Here is a 26,492-nt window from a genome sequence, read left to right as displayed (position 1 = left end):
CCTGAACCACGACGCGACGCAGCAGACCCCACCGACCGGCTGGTGGACGGAGGCGGTGATCTACCAGATCTATCCCCGCTCGTTCGCCGACTCGGGTGGCGACGGGATCGGCGACCTGCCCGGGATCACCGCCCGCCTCGACCATTTGGCGGAGTTGGGTGTCGACGCGGTCTGGCTCTCCCCGTTCTATCCGTCCCCGCAGGCCGACGCCGGCTACGACGTGGCCGACTACCGGGACGTCGAGCCGCTGTTCGGCACCCTCGCCGATGCCGACGACCTGATCGCGAAGGCCCACGCCAACGGGTTGCGGGTGATCGTCGACCTGGTGCCCAACCACACCTCCTCGGCCCACGCCTGGTTCCAGGCCGCCCTGGCCGCCGGTCCCGACAGCACCGAGCGAGGGCGGTACATCTTCCGCGAGGGGCGCGGACCGGGCGGCGCCGAGCCGCCCAACGACTGGCAGAGCGTCTTCGGTGGCCCGGCCTGGACCCGGGTGCCGGACGGCCAGTGGTACCTGCACCTGTTCGACACCGCCCAGCCCGACCTGAACTGGGACAACCCCGACGTGCGCACCGAGTTCCTGGACGTGCTGCGGTTCTGGTTGGACCGGGGCGTGGACGGCTTCCGGGTCGATGTGGCGCACGGTCTGGTCAAGCAGGCCGATCTGGCCGACTGGCAGGATCCGCAGGAGATCCTCTCCGGGCAGGAGGCGGACAAGCCCCGCCCGCCGATGTGGGACCAGGACGGCGTGCACGAGGTCTACCGCGACTGGCGACGGCTGCTGGACGGCTACCCCGGCGAGCGGATCCTGGTGGCCGAGGCGTGGGTGGAGCCGGCGGAGCGGTTGGCCCGCTACGTACGTCCCGACGAGATGCACCAGGCGTTCAACTTCGAGTACCTGCTCGCCTCCTGGACGGCCCCGGCCCAGTACGCGGTTATCACGCGATCGCTGGAGGCCACCGACGCGGTCGGCGCCCCCACCACCTGGGTGCTCTCCAACCACGATGTGGTGCGACACGCCTCCCGGCTCGGGCTGCCGATCGGTGCGCCCCGACCGAACGGCATCGGGATCGGCGACGAGCAGCCGGACGCCGCCACCGGGCTGCGTCGGGCCCGGGCGGCCACCCTGCTGATGCTGGCCCTGCCCGGCTCGGCCTACCTCTACCAGGGTGAGGAACTCGGGTTGCCGGAGCACACCACCCTGCCCGACGAAGCACGGCAGGACCCGACCTGGGAACGCAGCGGGCACACCCAGCGGGGCCGCGACGGATGCCGGGTGCCGATCCCGTGGGAGGCCGACGCTCCCTCGTACGGCTTCGGGCCGACCGACGCGAGCTGGCTGCCGCAGCCGCCGGTCTGGGCCGAGTACGCGCTGGACCGTCAGCGCGGGGTGCCCGGCTCGACGTACGAGCTGTACCGGGAGGCGTTGCAGCTGCGCCGGGCGTACGGACTCGGTCGGGGCACCCTGGAGTGGCTCTCCTCCACCGACGAGGTGTTGACCTTCCGCAACGGCGATCTGGTGGTGTCCACCAACTTCGGTGCCGCCGCCCCGGTGCCCGTGGGTGAGGTGGTGCACAGCAGCGCCCCGCTGAACGAGGACGGCTCGCTGCCCACCGACGTCACCGTCTGGGTCCGTACCGCCTGAGCTGCCGGGGGTGGGGCCCGTCCGGGCCCTACCCCGGCTGCCTACAGCTTGTCGGCGCGGGTGTGCAGCAGCTCGCGGACGTCGGTGATGTCCTTCGGAGAGGTGCGGGCGGCAAGCCAGTACATGACGCCGGTGGGGATGAAGAAGAGCTGGAAGGCGGCCAGCCCGACGGCGTAGTTCAGCGGCGGCGGGAAGGCCAGCCGCAGCCCGTTGAAGGCCACCCCGACCAGGCCGTTGCCGGCCGCCCGCCCCACCCCGTTGACCAGGTTGCCGAGGCTGTAGACCGTGCCCCGGTGCTCCGGCGGGTTGACGTCGGCGATCAGCGCGAACCAGTTCGGCGAGTTCGCCGAGGTCAGCGCCAGGGCCAGCAACGCGGCGAGCAGGCTCAGCCCGACCGTCGGTTCGCTGACCACACTGGCCAGCACCGCCCGTACGACCGCGCCGGTGCCGGCGCCGTCGGGCACGTCGATGCGCATCGGCACAAAGAACAACACCAGGTAGAACGGAAGTGCGGCGAAGATGCCGACGGAGGCGACCATCGCCCGGCCCGAGGGCGTACGCCGTTGCAGCGCGTCGCCGATCAGCCCGCCGACGATGGAGAACGCCCCGCCGAGTTGGAACAGTGTGGCGAAGACGCTGCCCACCACGATGGCGGTCGCCTCCGAATAACCCTGGTCCTTGGCCCGCTCGATGAACAGGTACGGCAGCCAGACCAGCGAGCCGAAGGCGGCCTGCGCGGTGAGGCCCTGGAGGATGAGCCACCTGTTGGTCCTGCGGCCCAGGATGACGGGCAGGTCGGCTCGGCTGATCCGGTAGTCGTAGTCCCCACCGGTGGCGAGCGCACCGGCCAGTGCCGGCTCGCTCTGGCCGCGCCGGATGTCGTACGTGAACAGGTAGGCCGCCGTGGCGACCAGACCGACCACGGTGAGCACCAGGAACGGCCGACGCCAGTCGGTCGCGCCGAGCAGTCCGCCGACCAGGGTGCCGGCCAGGGTGCCGACGCCCTGGGACAGCCCCCAGAAGCTCATCACCAGGCCCCGACGGCGCGGCGTGATCAGATCGGTGACCACCGAGTAACCGACCGAACCGACCGCGCCCAGGCCCACCGCGGCGAGCAGTTGCGCCGCCAGGAACGTGGGGTAGTTCCCGGCCAGTGCGCTCCCGCCCGTTCCGGCCGCCCAGATCAGCGTGCCGATCATCAGCAACGGCTTGCGGTTGCTGCGGTCGCCGAAGTACGCCCAACCGACCGCCGCCACCGCGCTGGTCAGGAAGCTGATCGCGGTGACCAGGCCGAGCAGCCGTTGCGGCACGTCGAAGGAGTCGGCGATCGCGCCGTACAGCGGCGGCACCAGACCGATCGCCACGTTGTCCAGCGAGGCGAGCAGCACGAAGACCACGACGCTGTAGAGCCGGCGCGGCGCGCTGCTGCCCCAAACCCGCGCGGGTCCGCCTGTGGTCGAGGTCATGCGGGCAGCCAACCAGGACGGGATAACGAGCCGATCACCGGGCCACCCCCGAGCGCGGCCGAGATCGTGCTCGGTCCCGGATCGGGTGGCTCCTCGTCACGCGGACGCCACCCGACCCGGGAACCGGCGTGATCAACCCTGGGACAACCGGTCCAGATGGCGTTCCCGGGCCTGCGCGTAGCGCTCCCGGATGCCGGGCACCGGCTCGGCGGCGTGCTCCTCGGTGCCGGACGGTGTCCAGGACGGCGGTTCCCCCGTGCCCAGAGCCAACCACGCGGCCTGCCGGGCGGCACCGTCGGCGACGTACTCGCCGGGCGGTGGGACCACCACCGGGCAGCCGAAGACCTGCGCCGCGATTCGACGCACCGCCGCCGAGCGGGCGCCGCCGCCGACCAGGATCACCCGGCGTACGGCCGCACCCTGGGCGGTGAGCGCGTCGAGCCCGTCGGCGAGGGCGCAGAGCATCCCCTCCACGGCGGCCCGGGCCAGGTGCGCCGGAGTCGAGGTACGCAGGGTCAGCCCGTGCACCGCCCCCGTGGCGTCCGGCCGGTTCGGGGTACGTTCACCCTCCAGGTACGGCACCATGACCAGCCCGTCCGCGCCGGGCGGCGCGGACAACGCCAGGTCGGCCAGCTCGTCCAGACTGACCCGCAGCATCGCCGCGGCGGCGTCCAGCACCCGGGCCGCGTTAAGCGTGCAGACCAGCGGCAGGAACCGGCCGGTCACGTCGGCGAAGCCGGCGACGATACCGCTCGGGTCGGCCGCCGGAGTGTCCGCGACGCTGAAGACCGTGCCGGAGGTGCCGATCGACACCACCACGTCGCCGGGACGCGCACCGACGCCAAAGCCGGCGGCGGCGTTGTCCCCCGCCCCCGGCCCGAGCAGCGCCGCGCCCGGGTCCGCAGCGGCCACGGCACCGGACAGCGCCGCCGGAGCCAGCGTGCCGGCGGCCTCGGCGGGGCCGAGCACCGTCGGCACCCGCACCACCCGGCCGAGCGCCCGCTCCAGCAGATCCGGGCGGTACTCGCCGGTGCCCGGGGACCAGTAGCCGGTGCCACTGGCATCGCTGCGGTCGGTCCGCAGCGCGTCCAGCCCGGGAGCACCGGCCAGCCGCCAGGTCAGCCAGTCGTGCGGCAGGCAGACCGCCGCCACCCGGTCGGCGTTTGCCGGCTCGTTGCGGGCCAGCCAGCGCAGCTTGGTGACGGTGAAGCTGGCCACCGGCACGCTGCCCACCGCATCGGCCCAGAACCGGGGCCCGGCCTGCCCCTCGCCCGCCTCCTGGATCAGCTCGGCCGCGGCACCTGCGGACCGGGTGTCGTTCCACAGCAGCGCCGGCCGTACCACTTCGCCGGCCTCGTCGAGACAGACCATGCCGTGCTGCTGACCGGCCACGGAAACTGCGGCGACGTCGGCCAGCCCACCGGCGGCGTCGATCGCCGTCTGGAGAGCCGACCACCAGGCCGAGGGGTGGACCTCGGTGCCGTCCGGGTGCGGTGCCCGGCCCTGCCGGACCAGGGCCCCGGTCTCCGCGTCCCGGACGACCACCTTGCACGACTGGGTGGAGGAGTCCACCCCGGCGACGAGCGGCATGCCGGCCGCCTCAGCGTGCGCCGAGCAGGTGCTCGACGGCGAGCTGGTTCAACCGGACGAAGCCGAAGCCCTTGGCAGCTACCGCGTCGACGTCGAACTCCTCGAACGCGCTGGTGTCGGCGAGCAGCTCGGTGTAGCCCTCGCCGTCGCCGAGGGTCGGCACGCCCAGTTCGGCGACCTTGCTCGCGGACAGCGCCTCGGCGACCTCCGGGTCGGCCCGGAACGCCGCGGCCCGCTCCTTGAGCAGCAGGTAGGTGCTCATGTTCGCGGCTGCCGAGGCCCAGACCCCGTCGATGTCCTCGGTGCGGGAGGGCTTGTAGTCGAAGTGTCGGGGGCCGTCGTAGCCGGGACCGCCAGCCGTGCCACCGTGCTCCAGCAGGTCGACCAGCGCGAACGCGTTGAGCAGGTCGCCGTGGCCGAAGACCAGGTCCTGGTCGTACTTGACGCCACGCTGACCGTTGAGGTCGATGTGGAACAGCTTGCCCTGCCAGAGCGCCTGGGCGATGCCGTGGACGAAGTTCAGCCCGGCCATCTGCTCGTGCCCGACCTCCGGGTTCAGCCCGACCCGCTCCGGGTGGGCCAGGGTGGAGATGAACGCCAGGGCGTGCCCGACGGTCGGCAGCAGGATGTCGCCACGCGGCTCGTTGGGCTTCGGCTCCAGCGCGAAGCGCAGGTCGTAACCGCGGTCGATGACGTACTGGCAGAGCAGGTCCACCGCTTCGCGGTAGCGGTCCAGCGCGGCCTGGACGTCCTTGGCGACGTCGTACTCGCCGCCCTCCCGGCCACCCCACATGACGAAGGTCTTCGCGCCCAGCTCGGCGGCGAGGTCGATGTTGCGCAGCACCTTGCGCAACGCGTACCGCCGGACGTCGCGGTCGTTGCTGGTGAAGCCGCCGTCCTTGAAGACCGGCTGCTGGAACAGGTCGGTGGTGACCATCGGCACCACCAGGCCGGTCTCGTCGAGCGCCTTGCGGAACCGCGCGATCTGGGCGTCCCGGGTGGCGGCGTCCGCGCCGAACGGCACCAGGTCGTCGTCGTGGAAGGTGACACCGTACGCGCCCAGCTCGGCGAGTCGGTGCACCGACTCCACCGGGTCCAGCGCGTCTCGGGTGGCGTGGCCGAACGGGTCTCGGCCCTGCCAGCCGACCGTCCAGAGCCCGAAGGAGAACTTGTCGGCAGGGGTGGGACGGGGTGCCATGGCAGACCTCCGGTGGTGTCATCCGCTATTTGTTCAGTGGTTGAATTAAATGACTGTGATGTGGCAGTGTCAAGGGGTGAAGCCACCCGCAGCCCCGGCCGGCGCGGTGCGGCAGGGCAGCCTGCGTGAGCTGAATCTCGCCCTGGTGCTCGGCCGCATCGCCGCCGCCCGTCGTCCCCCGTCGCGGGCCGCGCTGGCCGCTGACACCGGCCTCACCCGGGCCACCGTCTCGGCCGTGGTGGAGGATCTGGTCGCCGGCCGCCTCGTCACCGAGGCGGAACCGACGCCCCGGGCCGGCGCCGGTCGTCCGGCACGCGGTCTGATGTTGGCCGGCGACGGTCCCGCCGGTCTGGGGCTGGAGATCAACGTCGACTATCTGGCCGCGTGCGTCGTCGACCTTGCCGGTCAGGTACGGCACCACACGGTGCATCGGGCCGACCTGCGACCCGTCTCCCCGGCCGACGCGCTCGGCCGGCTCGCCGAACTGGCCGGCCGGGCTCGCGTCGACGCCAACGCCCAGGGCCTGACCCTGGCCGGTGCGGCCCTGGGCGTGCCCGGTCTGGTCGACGACGCCGGTCGGGTCCGCCTCGCACCCAACCTGGGCTGGCGGGACGTGCCGGTGCCGGAGCTGCTGGCCGACCATCCCCCGCTGACCGAGACGGTCGACGGGGTGCCGCCCCTGGTGGTGGACAACGAGGCGAACCTCGCCGCGTTGGGCGAACTGCACGCCGGTGCCGCACCGGGCAGCTTCCTGCACATCTCCGGCGAGGTAGGTATCGGCGCGGGCATCGTCCTGGACGGAGCGCTGTTCCGCGGCGCCCGCGGTTGGAGCGGCGAGATTGGGCACATTCCGGTCCGCCCGGACGGGCCACCCTGCCGCTGCGGCGGCCGTGGCTGTCTGGAGCTGTACGCCGGGCAGGAGGCGATCCTGTCCGCCGCCGGCCTGGCCGGAGCGGACCTGCCGGCCGACCGGGCGTCGACCCGGCTGACCCAGCTCGCCACCGCCGAGCACCCCGCCGTGCTGCGCGCCCTGGCCGAGGCCGGCACAGCGATCGGAGTCACCGTGGCGAGCGTGGTCAACCTGCTGGACCTCGACACGGTGGTGCTCGGCGGCGGCTACGCCCCGCTCACCGGCTGGCTCCGGCCACCCGTACTCGCCGAGATCGAACGCCGGGTGCTCACCGCGGCCTGGTCGCCGGTCACCGTCCGACCGGCCACCCTCGGTGCCACGGCCGCCGCGGTGGGAGCGGCCGGATCGGTGGTACGCCGAATCATCGCCCGCCCCGGCGGATGGTTGGCCCGGCTCTGACGCTCTCGACAGGAGCCGCTCAGGAACAGCTCGGTACGCTTGCCCGCAGGCAACCAACCGTCACCCCGAGGAGTGCACCACCGGCATGCGTACTGGTCGACAGCGCCCGGCGCCCGGTGTCAGCCGGTGACCAGCACCCGACAGGGCGCCTTCACCGGTGCGGCCGGCGAATGGGCCGACGACGGGCGGTCGGGCCGCGCCGCCACCGAGGTACCGCACACCACGCCTCCCGTGGACACCGATCTCGCCCGTGAGCTGCTCGACGGGCTCGACGAGGCGGTGCTGACCACCGACGCCGCCGGGCTGGTGTTGTTGGTCAACACGATGGCTGGGCAGTTGCTGCCGGACATCGTCGTCGGAGCCGACCTGGCCGGCTGTCCGGTGCCGACGCTGGCGGCCGCGAGCGCCTCAGGTGGGGATGATTTCGAGGGTGAGCACCACGGCCGGCGGCTGCGGGGGGTCCGCCGCGCCCTGGGCGGCAACCGATCCGCCTGGTACGTGCGGGACGTCACCGACGAGCACAGCCGGGTAACGGAGCTGCTGGCCGAGCGTCGACGTACCCAGTTCCTGGCCCGCGCCGGCCGTCGGCTGGGCCTGGCACTGGAGCGTGACCAGGCGCTGCAAGCCGTTGCCACCCTGCCCGTGCCCTATCTGGCCGATCTTGCCCTGGTGGTGCACCTGCCACCGACGCCGACCGAGTACCGGCCGCACTGGGTCCGGTACGCCGCTGACGACACCGCGCCGATCACCGGCACGGTGGACTGGGACGTGGTCGCTGCCGTACCCGGTCTCGTCGAGGCCCTCGACGGCGAGACCACCGATCCGCGCCCCTGGCCTACGCTCGGGCCGGAGAGACTCGACCCGTTGCTCCCGGCGGACCTCGATGCACCCGCGACCCTGCTGGTCAGCCCGATGCCCGGCGCCGGTCGGACGGCCGGTGCCCTGGTGCTGCTCCGCCGACCTGAGCGGGCCGGCTTCGACCGCCGCGACGTCGAGCTGGTCCGGGAGCTCGCCGCCCGGGCCGGTGCCGCACTGGCCACCGCGCAACTGCACGACGCACAGAGTCACCTCGCCCAGGTGCTCCAGGACAGCCTGCTGCCGCCGAGGCTGCCCACGGTGGCCGGGATGAGCCTGGCCGGCGGCTACCGCGCGGCCGGGGACAGCCTGCGTATCGGTGGAGACTTCTACGATGTGCTGCCGACCGGCGATGGTGCGCTGTTCGCCGTCGGGGACGTCTGCGGCAAAGGCGTCGGTGCGGCGGTGCTCACCGGCCGGGTACGCCAGTCGTTGCAGACCCTACGTCTGGTCGAGCAGCAACCGCGGGAGCTGCTCCGGCTGCTCGACCAGGCGCTGCTCGACACTCCGGACGCGGCCCGGCGCGGCCAGTTCACCACCCTGCTGCTGGGTGCCGTACGCGTCGGACCCGAGGGTGGGCTGCGGGTGCGGATCGCCGGCGGTGGGCACCCGGCGCCCCTCGTGATCCGCGCCAATGGCACGGTGACCGCGATTCGGGTGGGCGGAATGCCGGTCGGCGCGTTGCCCGACGCCCGGTTCGCCACCGCCGACGTTCGGCTGCGCCCCGGTGAGTTGCTGTTCACCCGTACCGACGGAATCGCCGAGGCCCGGGGCGGCCCGCGCGGCACAGAGATCTTCGGTGAACGGCGGCTACGCCGGACGCTGGCGGCCGGCGTCGGGCTGCCCCCGGCCACGCTTGTCGACCACGTGCTGCACGAGGTCGACACGTGGTGTTCCGGCCACCGACACGACGACATAGCGATGCTGGCGATCGGCGCGGCCCGGGACTGATCCGACGGCCATCCGGCTGGCCGGCACCACCGACGGCGGTGCGCCACCGGTGCCCGATACGGTGCGGCCCCGTCCGGTGCCCCCGGTCAGGCCGTCCGGAAGACGGAGGCGTCCCCCGCCGCCCAGCCCCGCGACGCCGCCTCGACGGCATCCCGGCCTTCGGTCTGTTCCACACGTGGTTCCTCGGCCTGCGGCACCAGCGGCGACACCGGTCGGACGACCCGCGCGCGGGCGGCCTCGTCGAAGGCGCGCAGCCCGCGCAGCAGCGCCTCCCGGGCCTCGGGAGTCATGTCGGCCAGGATCGCCGCCAGGTGCTGACGACGGTCGTCGCGCAGCTCGGCCAGCAACCGGCGGGCCTCGGCGGTCAGATGCAGCGAGATCTCTCGCCGATCGGCACGACCCGGCTCCCGTTCCAGCATCCCGGCGGCCACCAGCCGGTCGCAGAGTCGACTGGCTGAGGAGAGCAGCATGTCCAGGCCGGTGGCGAGGCGACGCAGGTTGATCCCGTCGTGTCGTTCGACGAGCATGACGGCGCGAAGCTGGGCGGTGGAGATGCGGTTGGCTGCCCGCTCCCGCGCACCGTCCCAGACCGTCAGCAGGGCACCTGCCGCGGCGTCCAGCTCGGCAGCCATACTCATCTCGGGTCCCGGTGGACCATGCAGTTCCGCCATGGTGCGCCTGAGCGTACCCCGATTCCGTCGGCGGATGGGCTTGTGATCAAGGAGAGACCATGACCGAGCCGGTCGACAAGGGCCGCGCGGCCATCACCGCCGCCCCCGTGGACCTCCTCGTGACGCGCGTCGGGGAACTGTTCGAGCAGGAGTACGGCATCGCCGACACGGAACTCCTCCAGGTCGACTACCGGCTCGCGGCGCTGCTGCCGCTGGGCGGTGGGGAGGCGGTGACGACCCCCGGGCACCCGGCGTGGCGCTGCTTCGACCACCAGAGCCCGACCCACGCCGACGGCGTCGGGTACCTGCCGGTGAGCATGCGTGGGGAACGGCGGGGCGTACTCCGGGTGACGCCGGTCACCGACGCCCGACTGGCCGAGCTGGCGGAGGTCGCCACCGCGCTGGCGCACGAGTTGGCCGCCGTCGACGCCGGCACGGACGTCTACCGCGTGGCCCGGCGCAGCCGCCGCCTGACCCTCGCCGCCGAGGTGCAGTGGGAGCTGCTGCCGGGGCGCAGCCGGCTCCGTCCCTCCTTCAGCCTCGCCGGTCAGCTGGAGCCGGCGTACGCGGTGCGCGGCGACAGCTTCGACTGGTCCGACGATGGTCAGCGGGTCTGGCTCGCCACGATCAACGGGATGGGTGAGGGGGTCGTCGCGTCGATGCTCACCACCCTCGCCACCTGCGCGTTGCGCAACGCCCGCCGGGCCGGTATCTCCCTGGCCGACCAGGCGTCCCTGGCCGACCAGGCCGTCTACGACCTGCACCGGGGCGAGCAGTACCTGGCGACCCTGTTGCTCGAACTCGACCTGCGCACCGGGCTGCTCACCGCCGTCGACGCCGGCTCGCCCCGGCTCGTCCTGCTGCGCGACGGCGAGGTCAGCGTCCAGCCGCTGGAGGAGCAGTTCCCGCTCGGCATGTTCGAGGGGACCAACTACCGCGAGCAGTTCGTCCAGCTCCAGCGCGGGGACCGACTGTTCATGATCAGCGACGGGGTGATCGAGGCGGCCGGGAGCGCGGAGCGGTACGGCCAGACGGCGCTGGACCGGATGTTGCGCCGGACCGCACCGATGACGGCGCTGGACGCGGTTCGCTCCCTGCTCGGCGACCTACGGGCGTTCGTTGCCGGTGATCTCACCGACGACGCCGTCGTGGTCTGCCTGGACTGGCTCGGCCCGCAGCCGGAGACCCCGCCCGCCGAGTCAGTACGCGCCGCGGCTGTTGACCACCGCGCCGACCGTCTTCCACAGGATCGTCAGGTCGGCGGCGAGTGACCAGTTCTCCACGTAGTAGAGATCGAGCCGGATGCCGTCCTCCCAACTCAGATCGGACCGTCCGCTGACCTGCCAGAGCCCGGTCATTCCCGGTTTGACCAGCAGCCGGCGGGCGACGTCCCCGTCGTAGCGGGCGACCTCGGAGGGCAGCGGCGGCCGGGGACCGACCAGGCTCATCTGCCCCAGCAGGACGTTCACCAGTTGCGGCAGCTCGTCCAGCGACCACTTGCGCAGCAGCCGGCCGACCCGGGTCACCCGGGGGTCGTCGCGCATCTTGAACAGCAGGCCGTCGGTCTCGTTGCGGGCGGTCAACTCCGCCAGCAGCACGTCCGCGTTGACCACCATGGTGCGGAACTTGAAGACCCCGAACTCCTGGCCCCCCTGCCCGACCCGGGTCTGCCGGAACAGCACCGGCCCCCGGCTGTCCAGTTTCACGGCCAACGCGATGACCGCCAGCAGCGGCAGCAGCAGGGCCAGCGCGATCAGCGACATCGACCGGTCGACGAGCCCCTTGACCAGTTTGCGGACGCCACGGAACTCGGGGGCCTCCACGTGGATCAGCGGCAGGCCGGCGACGGGCCGGGTGTGGATGCGCGGGCCAGCCACATCGGTCAGCGCCGGCGCCAGCACCAGGTCGATGCCGGTGCCCTCCAGTTGCCAGCCGAGCCGACGCAGCCGGGTGGCGGTGAGCTCCCCGCAGGCGGTGACGGCGACCGTGTCCGCGCCGATCGCGGCGGCGGACTCCGGGATGGCCCGGAACGAGCCGACCACCGGCACGTCGCCGAGCCGCTGGGCGACCGGGGCGAGCAGGGCGTCCGGAATGCAGGCGCCGACGACCTGGTAGCCGGCGTACGGCTCACGGCGCAGCGTGTGCACCAACTCCAGCACGTGGGCGGTGTCACCGACCACCAGCACCCGCCGTGACCAGCCTGACCCCTGCGACCGGGCGCGGTGCAGGCGCTTACGGGCAGCGAACCGGGCCACCTCCAGACCGATCGTGCCCACCGCGAAGGTGATGGCCAGGAAACCTCGGGAGACACCGACGTCGGCGACGTAACCCGCGATCGCGGTGGCGCCGGCCAGCCGCAGACTCGCCATGCTGACCCGTCGGTACTCGTCCGCGCCGTAGCCCACCACCCGGTCGTCGTAGCAGCGCAGCGCCTTCAGCGAGACCAGCCAGGCCAGGACGAGCGCCGGGGCGACCAGGACGTAGGGCACCGGGCCGCGGGGCGCGGCCTCACCGAAGCGGACCGCGTATCCCACCAGCACCGCCACCGCCAGCACGGCGGCGTCCAGCACGACCAGGGTGCGGACGTACGCCCGCTGGTCGGTGCGCACCGGTCGCCCCGGTGACGGGTGGTCGTGCGGTCGCGATGACGTTCTGACCGGAGTCAACAGCGTCGCCGAGGTCACCAGCCCTCCCACTTCGCTCGCCGACGGCACGGGCCTGGCCGGGTGGGCCGGGTCTGCCGATGCACGACGACATCCTGCCCTGACAACCATGACTACCAATTGCTTCCGACGTATTGCCGTCAGTTTCCAAGGCGTAGGACAACAGGAAAGGAGCCTGTGGTACCGGCGAAACCGGTACCACAGGCCCCTTTTCGGGGTGTCTCAGGTCAGGCGGGTGCCTTCCGCAGCGCGATCGCCCGCAGGAAGATGTCACCGATCTTGGTGGGGTCGGTGGCGACGAACGCGCCGCCACCGGCGCTCTTGGCGATGGTGTCCAGCTCCGACTTGCTGACCTCGGTGCCGATACCGATGATGATCACCTGGATCGGCTGGTCCGGATCCTTGATCCGCTTCAGCTCGGCGAGCAGGGCCTTCTGGGAGATGCCGTCGGCGTCCTCGTTCTTGCCGTCGGTGAACAGCACGATCGAGTTGACCTTGCCCGGTTCCCAGTTCGCCTGGACGTCCTTGTACGCGGCCAGCAGGGTGTCGTACAAGCCGGTGTCACCGCTCGACGAGACGACCCGGTCCAGGCCCCGCTCCAACTCGCTGCGCTGCCGCGACAGTGGCGCGATCGGTACCAGTTCCCGGTGGTCCCGCGAGCCCACCAGGTTGGTCGAGAAGACCCACAGGCCGATCGACCAGGAGTCGTCGAACAGGTTCAGCCCCCGCCGGGCCGCCTCCGTGGTGACCTGCTGTCGGGTCGCGCCGTTGGCCGTCGGCACCTCGTTCTTCATCGAGCCGGAGACGTCGATGATGCAGAGCATCCGGCCGGACAGCGTGGCGATGGACCAACTGGAGACCGCCCGTTCCACCGCGTCCGGCGCCAGCCCACCGGCGGCGATGCCGCCCTGCGCCGGAGGTGCGATGGAGGCATCTCCGCCAGCCGGGCTCGGCGCGCCCTGCGGCGCGTTGAACCCGGTGCCCCAGTTGCCGTCCGGCGCGCGCAACGACTGCGCGGCCAGCTTGTCCTTGAACGACGTCGTGGTCAGCGCCTCGAACAGCACCCCCGCAGCCGACGCCTTGGCCGGCTCGATCCCGGGCAGCACCGCGTACGGGTAATCCAGCGGCAACGGCGCCGGCTTCAGGTAGAGCGCCGCCAACGGCACCGGAGGCTTCCGGGCGTTGTACTCGATGACGTCCTCCTCGGAAAGCGCCGCCGCACCGAGGGCGCTGGCCAGAGTGGTGGCGTCGGTGGCCGTCGGGAACTTGGCGAGCAGGTCCTGGCGCAGCGCCGAGGCACCCGAGGCCAACGCGCGCAGCGCGCCGACGCGCTCCTGCTCGGCGGTCTCGCCGCCGGCCGACGCCGCGGCGGTCATCATCGACAACAGGCCGGACAGCCCGGCGGCGTCGCGGGTCGGCTCCACGATGCCGGTTTTCAGCGGCCGGTCACTGTTGAGGCGCGTCAGCAGGTCGGTCCAGCCGAGTTCCTGCTGCGGCCAGCCCAACCGGGTGGCGATCGGTTCCGGCATGGCGACCACCACCGGGCTGCTCGCGATGGAGGAGCCGTTGCCGGGCTCGAAGGCCGCCGCGCCTCCGGTCTTGAGTCGCAGCAGCCAGGTCGAGGAGTCCGGGATCCAGACGTCCGGGCTGACCGCGGTGCCGCTGGCCTGCCCCACCCCGGCCAGGATGGCGCCGTGCTTGGCCGCCACCACGGCGGCAACCTCTACCGGGTCGGAGGCGGCGACTGTCACATCGATGCAGGTTCCATCGACCGCGGCGCCCTTCTCCTCCCATTCGGTGGCCGCCTGGTCGACCGCCGGGGCGAGCTCGCTAGCCACCGCGACGGACAGCTCGATCTTGCCCGAGCAGTCCTGGCCGGCGAGTTGGCGATAGCCCACCCACCCACCAGCGGTGACGACGAGTACGCCGACCGCTGCTGCGGCGGCGGCACCGTGAATACTTGAACGCATGCGATGGCGGCCTGCTGACACGCAGACCATCTTGCGTATCCGACCGTTGGACTGCCATGGCCGTTCGGACGAAAGTTACAGAGGAGAAACAGTTTACCCCGATTCCGTAACTTTGAGTAATGACTCAGCGCCGCAATGTGGATGTATCTATGTCTGAGGCCCACGATCAGGGCAGAACGCAAGTTGGGCTCGCAATCGGCAGCGGCTCTCCGACCGCCACCGGCACACCCGTGGCCGGCTCCACCCGGAAAATGCGCACCATGTCCGCCCGTTCGTCTGCGACGTACAGGTGTTCCCCGACAAGCGCGAAGTGGCGGGGCCACTCGCCGCCGGTCTCCACCTCGGCCACGATTTCCGGCAGGCCCGCACCGAGGGCGAAGACGGTCACCGTGCCGACTCCCCGGTTGGCGACGTAGAGGAAGCGACCGTCCCGACCGATTCCGATCTCGGACGGCTGCACATGCCCGCCCCGGTCGCTGGCGTCGACCCGGCCCCGCTGGTGCAGCGCCCCGTCGATCAGCTCGTACGCCAGCACCGAACCATCCAGCTCACCGGAGACGTAGCAGCGCCGCCCGTCGGGATGCCGGGCCAGGTGCCGAGGACCAACCCCGGCCGCGGTTCGCACCCGGGGCGCTCGTGGCACCAGTCGTCCGCTGGCGGCGTCAAGGTCGTACCGGTAGATCGAGTCGGTGCCCAGATCGACCACCAGCAACGGCGACCCACCCGGGCCCGGCGAGACCATGTGAGCGTGCGCACGCTCCTGGCGGTCGGGGTCGGCCCCGTGCCCCTGGTGCTCCACCACGTCAGTGCGCTCGCCGGGCACACCGTCCGCATCGAGCGGGAAGACCGTCACGCTGCCGCCACCGTAGTTCGCCACGAACAGGTGCCCGCCGTCCGGCGCGACCGCCAGGTGGCACGGTTCCGCCCCACCCGTGGGCCACGAGCCGATGGACGACAGGTCGCCGTCGGCCCCGACCTGCCACGCGCTGATCTGGCCGTCGGGCAGCTCGTTCACCGCGTACAGCACGGGCCGCGTCGGGTGGCGGGCGAGGAAGGAGGGCGACGGGGTGACCGCGACGGTGCCCAGCGACGTCAGCTCGCCGGTGCGCGGCTCCCGCCGCGCGGCGACGATGCCGGTGCCGCGCCCTCCGCTGGGCGCGGTGTACCCGCCGATGTGAACGATCTCGCCTCGACCTGCCACCGGCTGCCGCCCTCCGCTCGTTTCCGTCGAACCCATCTCTGAAGCCTTCCCCCGGCACCGGCGGATTAGACCTCCCCACCGCGATCCGGCCGCCCGTGGACGCACCGGACCGCCCTCCGGCCGGTCGACTCAGGCCGTCGGCACCGGCTCGCCCCGATGCCGGGCGACGTGCTCGACCAGGGAGATCAGCACGGTCTTGCCGGACTGCCGGTCCCGGGCGTCGCAGAGCACCATCGGCACCTCCGGGTCCAGATCCAGGGCCCTACGCACGGCCTCCAGGCTGAACCGACGGGAGTCGTCGAAGCAGTTCACCCCCACCACGAACGGAATACCCCGCTGCTCGAAATAGTCGATCGAGGGGAAGCAGTCGGCCAGCCGCCGGGTGTCGGCGAGCACCACCGCGCCGAGCGCACCGAACGCCAGTTCGTCCCAGAGAAACCAGAACCGGTCCTGTCCCGGGGTACCGAAGAGGTACAGCTGGAGGTCGTCGTTGATGGTGATCCGCCCGAAGTCCATCGCCACCGTGGTGGTCGACTTGGCCTCCACCCCGGAGACGTCGTCGGTGTCGATGCCCGCGCCCGTCAGGATCTCCTCGGTCTGCAACGGCCGGACCTCACTCAACGCGCTAACCAGCGTTGTCTTGCCGGCGCCGAAGCCGCCGGCGATGAGGATCTTCAGCGCGATGGGCACCCGATGTCCCCGCTGATCGCCGTTATAACGCACGGAGTCCATCGACCACCGCCTTGAGGATGTTGTTGTCGGGCAGGTACGTGGCGCGCGGTGGCTGGTGTACGGCGACCAGTCCCCGGGACAGCAGATCACCAAGTAGCACCCGGACCACGCCGACCGCCAGGTCCAGGTCCGCGGCGAGTTCCACGACGGGGGTACCGCGGCCGGCCAACTCCACCAGCAGCCGGTGCTCCGGATACAGCTCCGGGTAGGCGGCGAGGTCCGGGTCCGGCTTCGCCAACACGTACGCGACCAGGTCGAATCCGTCCGTGCTGGGACGGACGCGCCCACCGGTGAGGGTGTACGGCCGCACCACCGGCCCAGCCTCGTCGTCGAGCCACTCGTGTCGATGCTCGGTTAACTCAGTCCGCATCGGTGGCACCCACCGACGCTCGGGCCGGCGCTTGCAGGTTCTCGCCCACCCGGGTCACCAGCATCGCCATCTCGTACGCCACCAGGCCGATGTCCGCGTCGGCGTCGCTGGCGACCGCCAGGCACGCGCCCTGCCCCGCCGCGGTGACGAAGAGGTACGCGGACTCCATCTCCACCACGGTCTGCCGGACCGGTCCGCCGGTGAGGTGCCGGCTCGCGCCCCGGGCGAGACTGGACAGGCCGGACGCCAGCGCGCAGAGGTGCTCGGCGTCGGCGGCGTCCATGCCGGCGGAGGAGCCCAGCAGGAGTCCATCCGCCGACAGCACCACGGCGTGCCGCGCGGTCGGTACCCGCTCCAGCAGATCGTCCAGCAACCAGTCGAGATCTGCGTTCTGCCTCGTCGATTGCATCAGGCGTCCCTCTCAGTCGCGGTCGGGGAATCCACCGACGCCGGTGTGGTGCCCGGCGGAGAGCCGGGCGGTGCGGTGGTCCGGTCTTGGCCCGCCGGGCCCGCCCCGGTCCGGTCGGGAACCTCCACCGGTGACCCGGCGTCGCCGGTCGGGCCCACGGCAGCTGCGCCGGACTGGTGGTCCGGCGCCGCCAGAGGCGGCACTGCCCGGTCGGTCGCGTTCTCGGGTGGTGGCGGTCCGCCCGGTTCCGGGTTCGAGCTGCGGGCGGCGTCCCGCCGGCCCCGGGCGGTGCCCGCCTGCAGCGCCGACATGACCCGCCGTGCCTCCTCCGGGCTTCGGGGCGTCGGATCGCGGTGCGGCCGGGCTGCCACCGACGGTTGTCGGACGGTCGGACCGTCGATCGCGGCCGTCCGGACGGGCGGAGCGGTCATCGCCGGCAGTTGGATCGTGGGCGCATCCAGCCCACGGCGCACGTCCGGATGGGCTGGGGCTGGCCCGGCACCAGGTTCGGGTGAACCGCCCCGGGGTGGCCGCGTCGGTGCCCGTTGTGGTTCCGTCCCGGTCTTGGCGGCGCGCGGGCCGGCGGGAGCCGCCTCGGTATCGGACGGGACGGTGACCGGCTCGGTGCCCGACGCGGTCGACGGGTCTGACGGGTCGGCGGCGGCGCGGCGTCGGATCCGACGGGGCAGGCCGTCGGCCTCCGCCGGCCCGACCGTCGAGCGTCCGCCCGGAGCCCGGACAGCCGCGCCGGACGTCGGAACGCCGGAGGCTGGGCCGCCGGACGACACCGCAGTGCCGCGTTCGGCGGTGCGGGTCCGCGGCCGGGGCACCGTGGTCAGCCGAGTCGCCCGGACCAGCCGCCGCTGCTCCGGCGTGGCACCCCGGTCGTCGCCGGCCAGCGCCTCCGGGCCGGGCAACGGCGACGGTTCCTCGGTGATCAGCTCGGTCGGGATGAGCACCACAGCGGTGAGGCCGGTCCCCTCCGACCGACGCAACCGCACCCGGACGTCGTGCCGGGCGGCCAGTCGCGCCACCACGAACAGCCCCAGCCGGGCGGTCTCGCTGGGATCGAACTCCGGCGACCGGGCGAGCTTCCGGTTCGCCTCGTCGATGGCCGCCTCGCTCATGCCGAGACCCTCGTCGGTGACGGAGAGGGCGTACCCATGGGCCACATGCGCACCGGCGACCTCGACCCGGGAATCGGGCGGTGAGAATGTGGTGGCGTTCTCGATCAGCTCGGCCAGCAGGTGGATGATGTCCCCCACCACCCGGCCGACCGTGCCGGCAGGCTGCACTGTGGTGATGTCGACCCGGTCGTACGACTCGACCTCGGAGATCGCCCCACGGATCAGGTCCACCATGGCCACCGGGTTACGCCAACCCCGCCCCGGCGCGGCACCGGCGAGGATGACCAAATCCTCCGCGTGCCGCCGCAGCCGGGTGGCGAGGTGGTCGACGCGGAACAGCTCGGCCAGGTGATCGGGGTCCTCCGCATCGCGCTCCAGCCGGTCGAGCAGGGCCAACTGGCGGTGCACGAGCCCCTGGCTGCGCCGCGCGATGTTCAGGAAGACGTCGTTGAGGCCGTGCCGCAGGCCCACCTCGACCATGGCCGAACGGATGGCGACCCGGTGCACCTCGGTGAACGCCTGCGCGACCTGGCCGATCTCGTCGGCACCCTGATCGGCCACCGACGCCTCCCGCGCCAGGTCGACCTGCTCGCCCTTGCGCAGCCGGTCCACCACCTCCGGCAGGCGCCGTTCGGCGTCGGCGAGGGTGCCGCGTACCCGGGTCAACCGTTGCGCGAGGGAGCGGCCGACCCGGACCGCCACCACCAGCGAGAGCACGACGGCGATCAGGCCGAGCAGTCCGGCGGCGGCCAGCCGCACCATGGTTCCTACCGCCATCGGCACGGACCGGTCGGCCAGTCCGTCCGCCTGGGTCAGTTCGAAGTCTCGCAGCGACTGCTGCACCGTGTCGTAGCTCGTCTGCCACGCCTGCGGGTCGAGTCGCAGCCGGGCCGACGGATCCGCGGTCACGATGTCGTCCTGCATCGCCCGTAACCGACCGAACGCCTCCTGCTCGGTCAGCCGCTGGTACGCGGTCCGGTCCGCCTCGGGCAGGTCGGCCACCGCGGCCTCGGCCAGGAACCGCTGATTGCCAATGCCCTGCACGAGCAAGGTGTGCTCGCCCTCGGCGAACCTGCCGGCCGTCAACACACCGGCCAGCAGCGCGTCGGTCTGGCCCAGCAGTTCCCGCGAACGACCGAGGCTGGTCAGCGCCAACGCCTCACGGTTGAGGTCGTGGTCCGGAAGGTTGGCCAGGGCGGTGAAGGTCTGGAAGGCAGAGGCGATCATTCCGCTGTAGAGGCCGACCGCACCGGCGCGGTCGAGATCCCGACGATCGATGAAGCCGCGCCCGGCCGGCAACGCGTCCAGCTCGCCGATGAAGCGATCGAGCCGAGCTTCGAGCAGCTCTCCGGCGGCGTCCCGCAGTTGCTCCCCACTGACCCGCCGACGCAATTCGGCGATGGCCGCGTCGGTGCGGGCCCGTTGTTCCACCAGGGCCGGTAGCACGCAGTTGGCCGGCGGCTGTCCACACTCGGTGCGCGGCGAGGCGAGATGGACCACGGAGAGCCGTCGCTCCCGTTGCAACTCGGCCACCACGGTCTCACCCGGCCGGCCGAGGTCGTACAGGAGAGTACGGGCGGCGAGCAGGTCGAGCGCCGGCCCGAAGGTGAGCGTGGTCGCGAAGATCCACAGTGCCAGCAGCGCGGTCACCGGCACGACGACCAACGCGGTCAGCTTCGAGCGGATCGGCCAGTCGCGGGTGTTCAATCGGACCTCGCCCGGAAGGGTGGCTGGAAGGGCTCCGGCACAGCCGGGCAGCGTCGTCGCCGGGGCGCACCCCGGTTGTCCCGCCGGGACGCCGGCTCGGGCGCCTTGGGCAGGATACGTAATCCGCGCCGGTCGCACTACCGTCCGTCGAGACTACCGGTACGTTGCCGAACGTCCCGGCGACGAACCGCCTGTCGGTTTCCGCCCCGCCGGCAGCCAGGTCGGGCCAGGAAAGTGCGCCGAAACGGGATTGGCGATCACTGCGTGGCGGGAATACCTGCAGGCGAAGGAGGAGCCATGTCGCCCACGCAGATAATCGTCATCGTCCTCGTCATCCTGGTGGTCGCCGCCATCGCCGCCGCCGTCGTCGTGGCCGGCCGCCGCCGGGCGCTCCGGCAGCGTTTCGGCCCCGAGTACGACCACGTCGTCGCCGAGCAGGACAGTCGCAGCGCCGCCGAGCGCGAGTTGCGGGACCGGGAACGCCGGCACGCCGAACTCGAACTGGTCCCGCTCACGCCCGAGTCCCGGGCCCGGTACACCGAGGCGTGGGAGGAGCTCCAGGTACGTTTCGTCGACTCCCCTGCCGAGACCGTCGGGCAGGCCGACGAACTGGTCAGCCGGCTCATCGCCGAACGCGGATACCCCACCGGTGAGTTCGACGACCAGATCGCCCATCTCTCCGTCGAACACGCGCGCACGCTGGGTCACTACCGCGACGCACACGAGATCCATCTGCGCAACTCCCGGGGCGAGGCCAGCACCGAGGATCTCCGCCAGGCCGTCGTCCACTACCGCGCTCTCTTCAGCGACCTGCTCGGCGAGGAGCCGCCGGTCGCTGCCGGAGCGCCGGAACAGCGCCACCCCGACGCCGCCCACGACGCCACCAACCGCTGAGGAGATCACCATGCGGCAGGAAGAGCAGCAGCTCAACAACGACCACCCGGAGACCGTACGCTCCGCCCCGGTGGCGGTGCCGGACACTGAGGACGACCGGACGACTGACGACGGGGCCGACATCGTCGACGAGCCGACGGATCGCGACCGGTCGGAGGCCGACCGGGGCCGCCCCTGGGACGGCCGTCCCGGCTCCGACAGCGAGCGGGCCGAGTTCAACGAGCCGGGTCCGGTGCCAACCACCTTCGGCGCGACCACGGTCGGTGGCGCGGTCGCCGCGTCCGCACTGGCCAGTCCGCGCCCCGAGGACGAGCGCGACCCGCGCGAGGAGGACACCGCCCGACCTGGTGACGGTGCGGTCGACGGGGAACGGGAGGGACGGCGGGCGGACCCGACGGCCGAGTTCAACCGGACCGGCGACGACGATGACCTCGACGACAACGACGCCGAGGCTTCCGCCGCCGACGATGCGGCGGACGACCGGCTGACCGACAATCCCGTCGACGTGGACCGGGCGACGGACGACGGCTCCCTCCGGACGACGGCGGACGACGACACGGCGGCGGCGGGCGGGGCCGGCTTCGGCAGCGCCACACCCACGATGGTCGACCCCGACACGCAGACCTCGGGCGAGGCCACGGCCAGCCCCGGGGCGGCGGCTCCGGCCGGGGCGGCGACGCTGTTCGACGACACGACCGCACAGGGCTTCCGGGACCGCTGGCGCGACGTCCAACTGCGCTTCGTGGATGACCCCCGGGCGGCTGCCGTCGAGGCGCAGTCGCTGGTGGAGGAGGCCATGGAGGCGCTCTCGGCCGCGCTGGCCGAGCACCGCAACAAGCTCGGCGGCTGGCAGGAGGCCGGTTCGTCCGACACTGAGCAGCTGCGGGTGGCGGTACGCGAGTACCGGGACTTCCTCGACCGGGTGCTCGGCCGCTGACTCGCCCGCACCACGACGTTTCACCCGAAGGCGGGTGCCCCCGGATCCGGGGGCACCCGCCTTCGGCGTACCGCCGCAGGCATGGCCACCGGCGAGGCGGGTACGCCCAACAGGGCCGGAGAGCGCCGCGGACAGGAGGGCAGCAGCGATGACGGATCGTGATCGGCAACGACCGCTGGAGGAGCGCCCCGAGGCGGCCGCGGCGGTCGACGACGACAGCACCATCCCTCAGCTGATGACCGGGGGCGGTCCCGACCGGGACAATCCGACGTTCGCCGAACCGGATGATCCGACCGGAAGCGGGCCGACCGACGACATCATCGCCGATCCGTACGCCGCCGGGACCGGCGCGACGGGGACCGGCACCGGTGCCGGCGGGGACAACATCCGCACCGGCGCGGAGCAGCCCTGGGAGCCGGAGGACCTGGTGATGGCTCGGGGGCAGGACCTCACCGCCGAGAACATCGAGCGGGCCCGGCGCGAGTTGGACGAGACCGGCCGGACGGCGATCGAGAAGACGGTTCCCTGATCCGCCCGCGCCCCGGTGCGCCCTCGCCGCGGCGGCGGTAGCCGGTTGCGGCATGCCAACGCCGTCGAGCGGGTGACGGCAACCGTGGCGCAGGCGGCGCGAGGGGCCCCTGGTCCGACCGGTGCGGTCGGACCAGGGGCCCGGGTGACCTGCCGCCGCAGCGCCTCACCTACTGTCGGCGGCGGGTGTGCCTGTGTCCGTCAGGACAGCGGCGGGTAGGCGTTGGCCATCAGCTCGGCGAACTGGGCCGCGAACCAGGCGCCCGAGATCGGGGCGTCCGGCAGGGCACCGCTCATGCTGTTGCCGTTGCGGTCGTTACCGGTGTAGGTCGGGTCGCACATCCGGTCGAAGCCCTTGCCGTCGTTGTTCGGGATCTCGCGGCTGGAGCCGTCCGACTCGCCCGGGGGCTTGGCCCAGACGTAGGCGTCGATGCCGGAAGCCGGCGCGGCCTTCGGCCGCTCGCCCATACCCGCACCGGACTGGTTGCACCAGTTGCCCTTGTGGATGCGGCGGTCGACCCGGCCACCGTCCACGTAGGTGTTCACGTTGGTCGTCGGGCCCGCGCTGGTGGGCCGGTTGGGGCCGCCCCAGCCGTTACGGGAGGTGTCGATCAACATGCCGATGCTGCTGGGGAAGCCCTGCCGGACCAGTTCCTGACGGAACGCCTGGGCGAAGCTCTGCTCGTCGTTGTACTGGTTCCAGTCGATCCAGTCGGACTGCCGCACCGTCTGCCCGTTCACCGAGTCGGTGACCTTCGCGTACGGCTCGATCAGGGCCGAGTAGTTCGCCGTGTTGGTGATGAACCCGTGCACGTGGTTGACGGTGCTGCCGGAGGCCGTCGCGGCCTCCTTCAGGATCTGGGCGGTCGGGGTGAAGTTGCTGTCCCAACCGAGCCAGCCGTGGTGCCCGGCGTCCACGTAGTTGTAGACGTTCGAGAACGCGCCCAGCTGGGCCAGGGCGTAGCCGACACCCTGCACGTACGCGCCGTTGGCCTTGACCGTGTCGCACATGACGGTGCCACCCGGGTTGCCGGAGGTGTTGGTCACCAGGTTCGGCAGCGAGTCCACCTCGATGATGTTGATGATCCTGATGTCGCGGTACTTCGCGTCACCCTGGATCGCCGCGATCGGGTCGATGTACTCGGCCTTGTACTTCGGCAGTTCGTCCGCCTGCAGCTCACCGTTGGAGGCGAGCGCCGCGCAGTCGCGGCCGGGCAGGTTGTAGATGACGAACTGGATGTAGTCGGCACCCTGCTCCAGTGCCTCGTCCAGGTGGTCGCGGATCCCCATCGGGCCGTTGGACTGGCTGTTGTCGGTGCCCTCGATCGCCGCGATCCGGTCGATCCAGACCGCCGTCGAGATGTTCGACACCCGGTTACCGCCGGCGACCGACTCGGCCTTGGCCTTCCACTCCGGGTTCACGTAGCCCTGGGCGTTCAGGTACGGGTTGTCCACCCTGGTACCGGGAGGCGGCGGGCTGGTCGGCGGGGTGCTGGTCGGGGGCGTACTGGTCGGCGGGGTGCTGGTCGGCGGGGTGCTGGTCGGCGGGGTGCTGGTCGGCGGCGTACTGGTCGGCGGCGTGCCGCCGTTGCAGGTCACCCCGTTGACGGTGAACGAGGTGGGCTTGGGGTTGCTGCCGCTCCACGAGCCGTTGAAGCCGATGCTGGTGCTGGCGCCGGTGGCCAGGTTGCCGTTCCACGACTCGTTCTGCGCGGTCACGTTGCGGCCCGACTGGCTCCACCGGGCCGACCAGCCCTGAACGAGACGCTGGTTGGCGTCGGGGAACGTGAAGCCGAGCGTCCAGTTGCTGAGCGCGTCGCCGACGTTCCTGATGGTGACGTTGGCGGTGAAGCCGCCCTGCCAGTCGTTGGTCGTGTAGGCCACGTCGCACTGCGTCGCCGCGTGCGCCGCGGTCACCGGTAGCGTCACCAAACCGCCCGCGACCAGCGCGCTCGCGCCGGCCAGCGCGACGGCCCGGCGTCGACCGGACAGCCTTCTCCACACATTCATGCCACTGATCTCCTTGGGCGAGACCGGATCCGCGTACGGCCCGGCACGTGGCCCGAGGGACGTCCTGTGCGGACGACCGCCGGCGCCAACGGGATTCTTCGGGAGCGCCCGACCCGGACGGGCGTTGGTGGTGGTGCGACGACCGGCGTCACCGGTCGGCGGTCAGGTGGTCGTCCGGCGAACCGGATGCCCTCGACACCTGCCTACGCGGTGTGGCTCTGCTCACCGCGTGCTGCGATTCTTGCATGGGAGCGCTTCCATGGCAATGGTTCGATATTTTCGAAACCCTACCGGGCAAATGCCGCAACACCACTACAACGCGAGCGGCGTGCCCTGGCAAGCCCTGCCATACCCATCCCACCAGGCGCCGGACAGGCCGGCACGTCCGGGGGCAGGCATACCGACAAAGCTCGACAGACCGAACGAATGCCAGAACACGAATTTTTCCCTGCATAAGTCATGAAACGGTCTAACGTCGGTTCTGGCTCGGTTGTTGCCGGCCGCAGGACAACAGGGATGGAGTGACACAGGTCATGGCTAAGAAGATGCTGGGGAAGGTCGTTGCGGGTGCTGCCCTCGGCAGCGCCTCCCTGCTGGTGTTCGCGCCAGGGGCCGCGTACGCCGACGGCCAACCGCAGACGGAAGAAGGCAAGGTCTTCGCCAAGCCGCACGCCGTCAAGGCGGGCGAAGAGGTCAAGCTCGTGCAGATCTGCCCCGAGGAGCAGGAGCACCCCTTCGTCTGGTCCAAGGTCACCGGGAAGGTGAAGCTCGAACCGGCCCGGGACGGCGACTCGCGCGGCGACCACAAGAATTGGCGCGAGGAGAACGGCGCTGCTGAAGGCGGCATGGACAGCGAGGGCTGGTCCGGCCACGAGCGTTCGCAGCCCGCCGAGGACGAGTCCGGCGGCGGTTGGGGCGGCGGCGCCGACGTCCGCGACGACTGGAAGGGCGAGGAGCACGGCCAGGACGCTGAGGGCGGTCGCGACTCCAAGGACCACGACAAGAAGGACTGGAAGGGCCAGGACGAGGCGGGCTACTCGGCCAACGAGGAGTCCACCGGCGACTGGTCCGGTCGGCACGAGAGCGGCTCGGACTCCGCCGAGCGTGACTGGTCCGGCGAAGGCGACTGGTCGGGTGAGTCGCACAAGGGCGACTGGTCGAGCGAGTCGGGCGGGAGCGACTGGTCGGGCGAGTCGGGCGAGAGTGACTGGTCGGGCGAGCGCGAAGACCGCTCCGGCGAGGCTGACTGGTCCGGCAAGCGCGACTGGGCGGCGGACGCGGCCGACGCGCGGGGCAAGGACAGCTGGGAGCACAAGAAGGACTTCGTCTACTACGGCGAGGCCCACGTCGCCCGGGACGCCAAGCCCGGCACGTACAAGTTGGAGGGCTCCTGTGGCACGGGCGAGTTGGTCGTCCTGCCGCACGGTGGGGTCGACGGTGGCGACGGTGGCATCGCCACCGGCGCCGACCGTGGCCTGGCCGCCGCCGGGGCGAGCCTGGTCGGCGCGGCCGCCCTCGGTGGCCTCGTGCTGATGCGCCGTCGTCGGGCCGATGAGTTCGCGGCCTGACGCGACGACGGGACGGGCCGGCGGCCGTCACGGGGGACCGTGGCGTGCCGTCGGCGCCGCCGCCGTCGTCGTGCTCGCCATGATGGGCTCCGGGCTCATCGGCGCGTCGCTGAAGACCACCGACTCGCCGCGCCCGCCGCAGCCCGTCGCGGGGACGAGCGATCCGTCCCCGAACGGTCCACTCGCCGAAGCCGACCTCGACGGCGCGCAGCAGGTACCGACGGGGTTGTCCCGCGCCACCCCCACCACCATCAACATTCCCCGCATCGGAGTCCGCGCCGGCATCATGGCGCTCGGCACCAACCCCGACGGCACCGTCCAGGTGCCCCCGCTCGACCAGGCGCTGCTCGCCGGTTGGTACGAGCCCGGCCCGAGCCCGGGCGAGCCGGGCAACTCCGTCATCGTCGGACACGTCGACTCGGCCGCGATCGGTCCCGCCGTCTTCTTCTCCCTCGGTGCCCTGCAACCCGGCGACACCGTGAGCGTCGAACGGGCCGATGGCCGGACGGCCACCTTCCGGGTGGACTCGGTGGCGTCGTACCCGAAGGACGCCTTCCCCACCGAGCAGGTGTACGGCCCCAGCGACCGGCCGGGCCTGCGGGTGATCACTTGCGGCGGCCAGTTCGACGAGGCGACCGGCGACTATCCCGACAACGTGATCGTCTTCGCCTCGCTGATCCCCTGACCCACC

Annotated in this window: 21 protein-coding genes; 9 read left to right on the top strand and 12 right to left on the bottom strand. The window is 71.9% G+C overall.

The genetic code is table 11. The features are described from left to right. The first annotated feature begins 1 nt into the window (after position 1). Positions 2–1,645, top strand: a complete 1,644-nt coding sequence (locus O7624_RS21590) for a glycoside hydrolase family 13 protein (protein WP_282240703.1) — start codon at positions 2–4, stop codon at positions 1,643–1,645. Between the two features lie 41 nt (positions 1,646–1,686). Here the strand turns inward: O7624_RS21590 and O7624_RS21585 are convergent, their stop codons facing one another. From O7624_RS21585 to xylA, 3 genes are all read right to left on the bottom strand, one after another. Further along, positions 1,687–3,111, bottom strand: coding sequence for an MFS transporter (locus tag O7624_RS21585; RefSeq protein ID WP_093410543.1), 1,425 nt, complete (start codon positions 3,109–3,111; stop codon positions 1,687–1,689). 132 nt (positions 3,112–3,243) lie between these two features. Further along, positions 3,244–4,701 (bottom strand): xylulokinase, encoded by a 1,458-nt coding sequence (gene xylB / locus O7624_RS21580; RefSeq protein WP_282237046.1) that lies wholly within the window; start codon positions 4,699–4,701, stop codon positions 3,244–3,246. 10 nt (positions 4,702–4,711) lie between these two features. Next, positions 4,712–5,899 carry a xylose isomerase gene (xylA, locus tag O7624_RS21575; RefSeq protein ID WP_093410547.1) on the bottom strand — a complete coding sequence of 396 codons (1,188 nt, stop codon included), beginning with the start codon at positions 5,897–5,899 and terminating at the stop codon, positions 4,712–4,714. Positions 5,900–5,948: 49 nt separating this feature from the next. On the opposite strand from xylA, the gene O7624_RS21570 reads away from it, so the two are divergent. Then, positions 5,949–7,208, top strand: a complete 1,260-nt coding sequence (locus O7624_RS21570) for an ROK family protein (RefSeq protein ID WP_282237045.1) — start codon at positions 5,949–5,951, stop codon at positions 7,206–7,208. A 126-nt stretch (positions 7,209–7,334) separates the two neighbouring features. Continuing rightward, the gene (locus tag O7624_RS21565) at positions 7,335–9,014 is read left to right on the top strand and encodes a PP2C family protein-serine/threonine phosphatase (protein ID WP_282237044.1); all 1,680 of its coding nucleotides are present in this window, start codon (positions 7,335–7,337) and stop codon (positions 9,012–9,014) included. Between the two features lie 86 nt (positions 9,015–9,100). On the opposite strand, the gene O7624_RS21560 is transcribed toward O7624_RS21565, so the two are convergent. Continuing rightward, positions 9,101–9,652, bottom strand: a complete 552-nt coding sequence (locus O7624_RS21560; protein ID WP_232511450.1) for a MarR family transcriptional regulator — start codon at positions 9,650–9,652, stop codon at positions 9,101–9,103. Positions 9,653–9,744: 92 nt separating this feature from the next. On the opposite strand from O7624_RS21560, the gene O7624_RS21555 reads away from it, so the two are divergent. Continuing rightward, positions 9,745–10,956, top strand: a complete 1,212-nt coding sequence (locus O7624_RS21555; protein ID WP_282237043.1) for a PP2C family protein-serine/threonine phosphatase — start codon at positions 9,745–9,747, stop codon at positions 10,954–10,956. Here the strand turns inward: O7624_RS21555 and O7624_RS21550 are convergent. The 7 genes from O7624_RS21550 to O7624_RS21520 all read right to left on the bottom strand — a co-directional run bounded on the left by O7624_RS21550 (position 10,885) and on the right by O7624_RS21520 (position 19,864). Continuing rightward, the gene (locus O7624_RS21550) at positions 10,885–12,369 is read right to left on the bottom strand and encodes a sugar transferase (RefSeq protein WP_282237042.1); all 1,485 of its coding nucleotides are present in this window, start codon (positions 12,367–12,369) and stop codon (positions 10,885–10,887) included. The two genes, O7624_RS21555 and O7624_RS21550, sit on opposite strands and share 72 nt — an antisense overlap. 206 nt (positions 12,370–12,575) lie before the next feature. After that, positions 12,576–14,339, bottom strand: coding sequence for a substrate-binding domain-containing protein (locus O7624_RS21545; protein WP_282237041.1), 1,764 nt, complete (start codon positions 14,337–14,339; stop codon positions 12,576–12,578). A 145-nt stretch (positions 14,340–14,484) separates the two neighbouring features. Continuing rightward, on the bottom strand, positions 14,485–15,519 hold the full coding sequence (locus tag O7624_RS21540) for a lactonase family protein (RefSeq protein WP_282240702.1): 1,035 nt from the start codon (positions 15,517–15,519) through the stop codon (positions 14,485–14,487). A 129-nt stretch (positions 15,520–15,648) separates the two neighbouring features. After that, positions 15,649–16,251: an ATP/GTP-binding protein gene (locus O7624_RS21535; RefSeq protein ID WP_093410557.1), complete on the bottom strand. Its 603-nt coding sequence runs from the start codon at positions 16,249–16,251 to the stop codon at positions 15,649–15,651. Continuing rightward, positions 16,232–16,621 carry a DUF742 domain-containing protein gene (locus tag O7624_RS21530; protein WP_093410559.1) on the bottom strand — a complete coding sequence of 130 codons (390 nt, stop codon included), beginning with the start codon at positions 16,619–16,621 and terminating at the stop codon, positions 16,232–16,234. The genes O7624_RS21535 and O7624_RS21530 overlap by 20 nt, the downstream gene beginning before the upstream one ends. Then, complete coding sequence (locus tag O7624_RS21525; protein WP_170863617.1) at positions 16,611–17,030, bottom strand: roadblock/LC7 domain-containing protein; 420 nt, start codon at positions 17,028–17,030, stop codon at positions 16,611–16,613. Before O7624_RS21525 ends, O7624_RS21530 begins: the two co-directional genes overlap by 11 nt. Next, positions 17,030–19,864 (bottom strand): nitrate- and nitrite sensing domain-containing protein, encoded by a 2,835-nt coding sequence (locus tag O7624_RS21520; protein WP_282237040.1) that lies wholly within the window; start codon positions 19,862–19,864, stop codon positions 17,030–17,032. The genes O7624_RS21525 and O7624_RS21520 overlap by 1 nt, the downstream gene beginning before the upstream one ends. A 297-nt stretch (positions 19,865–20,161) precedes the next feature. On the opposite strand from O7624_RS21520, the gene O7624_RS21515 reads away from it, so the two are divergent. The 3 genes from O7624_RS21515 to O7624_RS21505 all read left to right on the top strand — a co-directional run bounded on the left by O7624_RS21515 (position 20,162) and on the right by O7624_RS21505 (position 22,224). Beyond that, positions 20,162–20,758 carry a hypothetical protein gene (locus O7624_RS21515; RefSeq protein WP_093410567.1) on the top strand — a complete coding sequence of 199 codons (597 nt, stop codon included), beginning with the start codon at positions 20,162–20,164 and terminating at the stop codon, positions 20,756–20,758. A gap of 10 nt (positions 20,759–20,768) precedes the next feature. Then, a complete protein-coding gene (locus tag O7624_RS21510) occupies positions 20,769–21,695 on the top strand; it encodes a hypothetical protein (protein ID WP_282237039.1) in 927 nt (308 codons plus the stop codon). Between the two features lie 148 nt (positions 21,696–21,843). After that, positions 21,844–22,224 carry a hypothetical protein gene (locus O7624_RS21505; protein WP_093410571.1) on the top strand — a complete coding sequence of 127 codons (381 nt, stop codon included), beginning with the start codon at positions 21,844–21,846 and terminating at the stop codon, positions 22,222–22,224. Between the two features lie 200 nt (positions 22,225–22,424). On the opposite strand, the gene O7624_RS21500 is transcribed toward O7624_RS21505, so the two are convergent. Then, complete coding sequence (locus O7624_RS21500) at positions 22,425–24,233, bottom strand: glycoside hydrolase family 6 protein (protein WP_093410573.1); 1,809 nt, start codon at positions 24,231–24,233, stop codon at positions 22,425–22,427. A gap of 533 nt (positions 24,234–24,766) precedes the next feature. On the opposite strand from O7624_RS21500, the gene O7624_RS21495 reads away from it, so the two are divergent. Beyond that, positions 24,767–25,801, top strand: coding sequence for a hypothetical protein (locus O7624_RS21495; RefSeq protein WP_282237038.1), 1,035 nt, complete (start codon positions 24,767–24,769; stop codon positions 25,799–25,801). Continuing rightward, the gene (locus tag O7624_RS21490; RefSeq protein WP_282237037.1) at positions 25,785–26,486 is read left to right on the top strand and encodes a class F sortase; all 702 of its coding nucleotides are present in this window, start codon (positions 25,785–25,787) and stop codon (positions 26,484–26,486) included. Before O7624_RS21495 ends, O7624_RS21490 begins: the two co-directional genes overlap by 17 nt. Positions 26,487–26,492: the final 6 nt, after the last annotated feature.

This window comes from Verrucosispora sp. WMMD1129 (genome assembly GCF_029581255.1).
In the GTDB taxonomy this organism is placed as follows: domain Bacteria; phylum Actinomycetota; class Actinomycetes; order Mycobacteriales; family Micromonosporaceae; genus Micromonospora; species Micromonospora sediminimaris.
This window is presented reverse-complemented; position numbering and strand designations above follow the sequence as displayed.